Genomic DNA, 3,942 nt, shown 5'->3' with positions numbered 1-3,942 from the left:
TCCGTAAAACCTTTTTCCCCAACCGAGAGGGGGTGATCAAAACCCTGATCGATCGCTTTCGCTATCCTCGCCTAGGGCCAGGCCAGATGTGGGAGCGCGTTCAAACCTTGCTGGCAGAAGCCGGGCAGCCGGTACAACTGGATCGCAAGGTTACGGCAATCCACTGGAACCGGGCCGGAGTTCAAGCTGTACAAGCCTGTTCTCAAGGGGGAGAGACCTTTTGGGTGACCGGCGAGCAGTTCATTTCCACCATGCCGCTGCGCTCTCTGGTGCGGGCTTTGGTACCTGCAGCACCGGAGCCGGTGCGAGAGGCTGCCGAACAACTGCGGTATCGGGATTTTTTGACGGTGGCTTTGCTGGTGGATGAGCCCAACCTATTTCCAGATCACTGGATCTACATTCACGATCCCTCGGTGCGGGTGGGGCGTATCCAAAACTTCAAGAATTGGAGCGCGGACATGGTTCCGGATCCCTCGGTCACCTGCTTGGGTTTGGAGTATTTTTGCTCAGCGACGGATCCCTTTTGGGGACAAACCGATGGGGATTTGATGGCCTTGGCAACGCTGGAATTGCAGCGGTTGGGCCTGCTGGGGAAGGCAAAGGTTTTGGGCGGCACAGTCATTCGCGCCCCGAAAGCCTACCCGGTTTACAATCACGGCTATCAAGCTCACATCCAGACCATTCGAACCTTTTTGGAAGAAGCACTGCCCAATTTGCAGGTGGCAGGCCGCAACGGCATGCACCGCTACAATAACCAGGATCACGCCATGATGACGGGCCTTTTGGCCGCTCGCAACATTGTGGCGGGGGAACGGCGCTACGATGGGTGGCGGGTCAACCAAGATGCTGAGTATCTGGAAGAGGAGGATTCGACAGCGGCCTTGGCGGGAGGACGGGCCGTGCCCCAGGTGCTGGGTCGCCGGAGTTAGCGGCGGAAGGGATCCTGCTTCGATCCAGCTTCGCCATCCAACACCTCTAGGATGGCCTTGGCAGCGCGAGCCAGAACGCCGGGTTCTCCCAGGGCCGCCCGCATCGCGGCGTAGTCGGCTTGCAGTTGGGCTTTGCGTTCGGGCCGAGTTAGCAACTCCAGCGCCAGTTGGGCAATCTTCTCTGGCTGGGCCTGCTCCTGCAGCAACTCCGGGACAATGGGGCGCATCTGCACCAGGTTGGGCGGAGACATGAAGGGCACCGACACCCTCAGCCAATGGCGGGCGATCCAGAAGGTGAGGGGGTTAAGGCGATAGATCACCACCTGGGGGATCCCCAAGATGGCCGTCTCCAAGTTCACCGTGCCCGACTTGGCCAACACCAAATCAGCCGCTGCCAAGGCGAGGTGATGAGCTTTGTGGGGGGAGAAGAAGGGCAGAGCTTGGGGATCCAAAAGGGTGAGGTTGAGCCCAAGGCGGCGGGCAGCCTGCGCAATCGGGGCAGCAAAACGGGGCGAGGCCAGGGGCACCCAAAACTGTGCCTGAGGCAGGTGAGCTTGCAACAACTGAGCCGCCTTGAGCAAGACAGGCAGAACCGAGCGCAGCTCTTGCCGACGCGAAGCCGGCACCACCACCACCACCGTGGCTTCGGCAGGGATCCCCAACTGGGCTCTGGCGGCAGCACGGCTGGGCACAGCGGCCAAAATATCCAACAGGGGATGGCCCACATACTGGACATGGGCTCCTGCCGCCGCGTAGTAGCGGGCTTCCTCAGGGAAAATCGCCAACATCAGCCGCATCTGCTGGGCCAGTTGGTAGGTGAGGCGGGCATCCTGCGACCACACCCACTCTTGGGGAGCAATGTAATAGACGGCAGGGATCTGCCGCCGTTGCAGCAGACGGGCAATGCGGCTGTTGACGCCGATGTAGTCCACCAGCACAGCCACATCTGGCGGGTCTTGGGCCAAAAAGCGGCGAATCTTCCATTCCGTCCAGAGGGCGGGGCCGATAAAGGGAAGAGCCTCTAAAATGCCAACAGAGCTGATCTCGGTGGTGCGGTGCAACAGACGGGCCCCCGCAGCAGCCATGCGCTCCCCTCCCACGGCGGTGATGCGCAGTTGAGGGCGCTGGCGCAGCAATTCTTCAATCAGATGGCCGGCCTGCAGATCCCCTGAGACCTCGCCCGTGCAGATGAACAGGTGGCTCACTAGAGCTACGCTCCCGACCCCAATCTTTAGTCATCCAGCTCTGAAGTGCTCTGCACCGGCGGATCTTCCCCCCTCCCGCGCAGGGCCGGCAGAGGGCCACGTCGTTGGGGCTGGGAGAGGGAGTCTTCCAAAAATTGCAGCAGATGTTGCAGGGATCCCGTCTCGTCCACCCACTCTTTCCCCTGTAGGGAAAGGACATGGCGCTCTCCCTCCGCACCGCTGTTACAAACGACACACAGGCTGCTGCGCAGTGTTTGCAGCGCTTTTTCCAAAGGCAACCCTGAGCGGTACAAAAATCGGTAGACCTGCCGCAGCAAGGGCAGGGATCCCTCCATCCCTTGGGCTCGCCGCAGCCCCACCAAGTTCAGACCGCGGATGCGAGCCGGATGTCCTTCCACCAACATGTAGGGGGGAACGTCGCGGTCAACCCGGCTCATCGCCCCCACCATGGCCAAGCGCCCAATGCGGGTGAACTGGTGGATCCCGACCATGCCGCCAATGCGGGCTTGAGACTCGATGTGGATATGGCCGGCCAAGGAAACAGCATTGGTAATCACCACCTGATTTTCGATGACGCAGTTGTGGGCGACATGGGTGTAGGCCATCAGCAGGTTGTAATCTCCAATCAGGGTGGCTTCCCCTTCATTGGTAGCCCGGTTGATGGTGACGAACTCGCGGATGCGATTGCCTCTGCCGATTACCACTTGAGAGGGGGCGCCGCTGTACTTCAGATCCTGAGGCTCGGTGCCCACAACTGCTCCCGGAAAAATGTGGTTGCCCTCGCCGATTTCCGTCCAGCCATCGATCACCACATGGGCCCCCACCACCGTATGGGCAGCGATACGAACATGCTCGCCGATCACCGCATAGGGGCCAACCTGCACCGTTTCGTGCAGCTCAGCTTTCGGATGGATCACCGCAGTGGGATGAATCCGCTCCCGTGAGCGGTGCGGCGCACTTGCAGAGATGTTGGGAGTGGATCCCGCTGAAGCGAACGAACTCATTTCCGACCTAGCCAGCAACTGTGGTTACGCTCCCAACCCTGCGAAGGATCACCAAGACTTGACTCCAGGGGAGATGAGCCTTAGAGCTACGCCCCACTGTCGCGACAACATGTTTACCGTATCCCGACAGAAAGGCGCAAGCAGCCCCTGAGCCATCTTTCTATCCCAACACTTTATCTCAATTGCGAGAACACCCACACCGGAGCGCCTCCTGGATGGCCGCTGTTGGCCCATCAATCCACCAGGGAGAACATCAGCTCCCCCTCGGTTACCAGTTGCCCTCCCACCTGAGCGCGGCAGAACATCTTGCCAATGCGCCTCTGGCGAATGGTGAGCAAATCGGCGGAGAGCAGCAGCTGATCCCCCGGCAGTACCGGGCGGCGAAAGCGAACGCCATCGATCCCGGCAAACAGGGCCAAACGCCCGGCCACGTCCGGCAACTTGGTCAACACGATCCCCCCTATCTGGGCCATGGCCTCGACGATTAGGACGCCGGGCATGATGGGTCGGTTGGGGAAATGCCCTTGAAAAAAAGGCTCGTTGAAGGTGACGTTTTTCAGGCCCACCGCCCGTTGCCCCGGTTGATACTCCACAACCCGATCCACCAGCAAGAAAGGATAGCGATGGGGCAAGATCTCCAAAATCTGCTCCGTTGTGAAGACGGGGGGAGCGGTTGCCAATTGAGCGGCTGCCTCAGCCGAGAGAAGGGGAGGAGGAGAGACATCAGAGGACATGGTGAACCCACAGAGGCAGAGGACAAAACCAAATCCCGGACGGGGAGCATGACTCTAGTCAATAATAAGC

At 60.2% G+C, this 3,942-nt stretch carries 4 protein-coding genes; 1 reads left to right on the top strand and 3 read right to left on the bottom strand.

Annotated elements, in window-relative coordinates; genetic code table 11:
• On the top strand, positions 1-929 hold a 929-nt coding region (locus NW815_RS03240; RefSeq protein ID WP_414415699.1), incomplete at its 5' end, for an FAD-dependent oxidoreductase.
• Here NW815_RS03240 and lpxB read toward each other — a convergent pair.
• The 3 genes from lpxB to fabZ all read right to left on the bottom strand — a co-directional run bounded on the left by lpxB (position 926) and on the right by fabZ (position 3,872).
• Positions 926-2,134, bottom strand: coding sequence for a lipid-A-disaccharide synthase (gene lpxB, locus NW815_RS03235; protein WP_414388915.1), 1,209 nt, complete (start codon positions 2,132-2,134; stop codon positions 926-928). The genes NW815_RS03240 and lpxB overlap by 4 nt on opposite strands.
• Positions 2,135-2,160: 26 nt before the next feature.
• On the bottom strand, positions 2,161-3,138 hold the full coding sequence (lpxA, locus tag NW815_RS03230) for an acyl-ACP--UDP-N-acetylglucosamine O-acyltransferase (RefSeq protein WP_414382304.1): 978 nt from the start codon (positions 3,136-3,138) through the stop codon (positions 2,161-2,163).
• Positions 3,139-3,371: 233 nt separating this feature from the next.
• Positions 3,372-3,872 carry a 3-hydroxyacyl-ACP dehydratase FabZ gene (fabZ, locus tag NW815_RS03225; RefSeq protein WP_011434327.1) on the bottom strand — a complete coding sequence of 167 codons (501 nt, stop codon included), beginning with the start codon at positions 3,870-3,872 and terminating at the stop codon, positions 3,372-3,374.
• Between the last annotated feature and the right edge of the window lie 70 nt (positions 3,873-3,942).

The organism is Synechococcus sp. R6-7, from assembly GCF_047461695.1.
In the GTDB taxonomy this organism is placed as follows: domain Bacteria; phylum Cyanobacteriota; class Cyanobacteriia; order Thermostichales; family Thermostichaceae; genus Thermostichus.
Note: the sequence above shows the minus strand (reverse complement) of the source record. Positions and strands in the feature narration are given on the sequence as shown.

Excerpts from the sequence above, each read along its gene's own strand:
- lpxA (WP_414382304.1), bottom strand. The coding sequence starts at position 3,138 with ATGAGTTCGTTCGCTTCAGCGGGATCCACTCCCAACATCTCTGCAAGT.
- fabZ (WP_011434327.1), bottom strand. The coding sequence starts at position 3,872 with ATGTCCTCTGATGTCTCTCCTCCTCCCCTTCTCTCGGCTGAGGCAGCC.